The organism is Dietzia sp. DQ11-38-2 (genome assembly GCF_014145055.1).
Lineage (GTDB): Bacteria > Actinomycetota > Actinomycetes > Mycobacteriales > Mycobacteriaceae > Dietzia.
The window spans coordinates 1-1492 of record NZ_JAALDW010000422.1 but is presented as its reverse complement, the minus strand read 5'-3'; the positions used below and the strand labels follow the sequence as shown (position 1 = coordinate 1492).

Genomic DNA, 1492 nt, shown 5'->3' with positions numbered 1-1492 from the left:
CGCCCGCGCCTGTCGTGGGGCGTCCTCGTGTGGCTGCCGAGGAGGCCACCGCCGTCGCCTCGGGATGCCCCGCCGGCCTCGTGGAACGAGAAGAGCGTTCCGAACACATCCCGCGAGTGGGGAGGTTCGGAACGCTCTTCTCGATGGGTGAAGCGGGTCGGTCAGACCGAACTCAGGACCCGAAGGCCGCCGATGACACGGCGCTCGGGACCCAGTTGCGTGCGGCGACGTCGCGGATGAACTGCATCTGCGGGTAGAACGAATTGCCCGGGCAGGCGGTGCCGCCCCAGTCGCGGTGGCCCGAGACGGCCGGCATGTTGCGCGTGGCCCCGCCCTGCGGGTTGCGGTAGGTGATCCCGCCCCGCGGATTGATGCCGGTGGCCGAACACAGCGCACGAACGCAGTCGATGGTCGCGCCCACGGCAGCGGCGGTCGGCGGCGCCCCGGTGAAGTCACCCAGGAGGCAGACGCCGATGTTGCCGTTGTTGACGCCACCGGTGTGGCCCGCGGTGACCACCGGGGGAGCGACACCGGCGACAGGGGGCACCTGGAAGACAGGGGTCCCGCCCACGGTTCCGCCGCGGCCCTGGTAGATCCGGCCCTCCGGGTCGATGAGCAGGTGGTATCCCACGTCGCCCCAGCCCAGGGTGTTGGCGTGGTAGTTGTAGATCGCGCGGACGCTGGCCGCGCGGTCCGGCCCGACGGGCGAGGCCGTGTGGTGGATCGTGATCGCCTGCGCCGGGAAGAACTGCGGCGCCCAACGGTTCCCCGAGACGTCACCGGCGCCCCAGGCGGCCCGCGGGATGATCGGCAGTCCGAGCGTGCCGACGCTGCCGAGGCTGTAGTTGCGCGGTGCGCCACGTCCGTCGTCGAATGCAGTGGCACGGGCGCCCGCGGGTGCGTCCACCTCGTAGCCCACCGACCCCTCCGGCGCCGCGATGAGATCGGAGGCGGGCGTGCTGCCGCTGTCCGGGGCGGAATCCATCGCCTCGAGCGGGAGCCAGTCGCCCACGGAGCCGTCGGGGAAGGCGAAGCGGATGCGCCCCGCGATCTCCTCGGCGCTCGGGAACGTCACCCCGACGTAGCCGAGCGGGCCGTTCGGCTGGATCATTCCACTGCCGGTGGGGACCGACTGGAGCAGATCCTGCGCCATGCCGAGGGAACCGGTGTCGAACGGATTGGCCCCGGCCAAGGGGCCACGAACGGAGGAGGCGACAGCGACGCCGACGCCGACTGACGCTGCGGCGAGGAACCCACGGCGTGAAACGGGCATAAGGGGGCACTCCAGACTCGAACTGCAGAAAAGTGACGCCTGGCATATCGGCGCGATCACCGGAGACATTACGCGCTCGGCGTAACCAAATCGAGATAAACGTTACCGCAGTGATACATGTGGCCACTGTGGCTCAAGAGGCGAATTCTGGGCGCTCCGGGTGACACACGGCGGGCCCTCGCGCACAACCCGCCCCCGCCTCCGCACGGCCCGCCCCCG

1 protein-coding gene is annotated in these 1492 nt (G+C 70.7%); it reads right to left on the bottom strand.

Annotated elements, in window-relative coordinates:
• Window positions 1-172: 172 nt before the first annotated feature.
• On the bottom strand, window positions 173-1273 hold the full coding sequence (locus G6026_RS13620) for a peptidoglycan recognition family protein (RefSeq protein WP_182613482.1): 1101 nt from the start codon (window positions 1271-1273) through the stop codon (window positions 173-175).
• Between the last annotated feature and the right edge of the window lie 219 nt (window positions 1274-1492).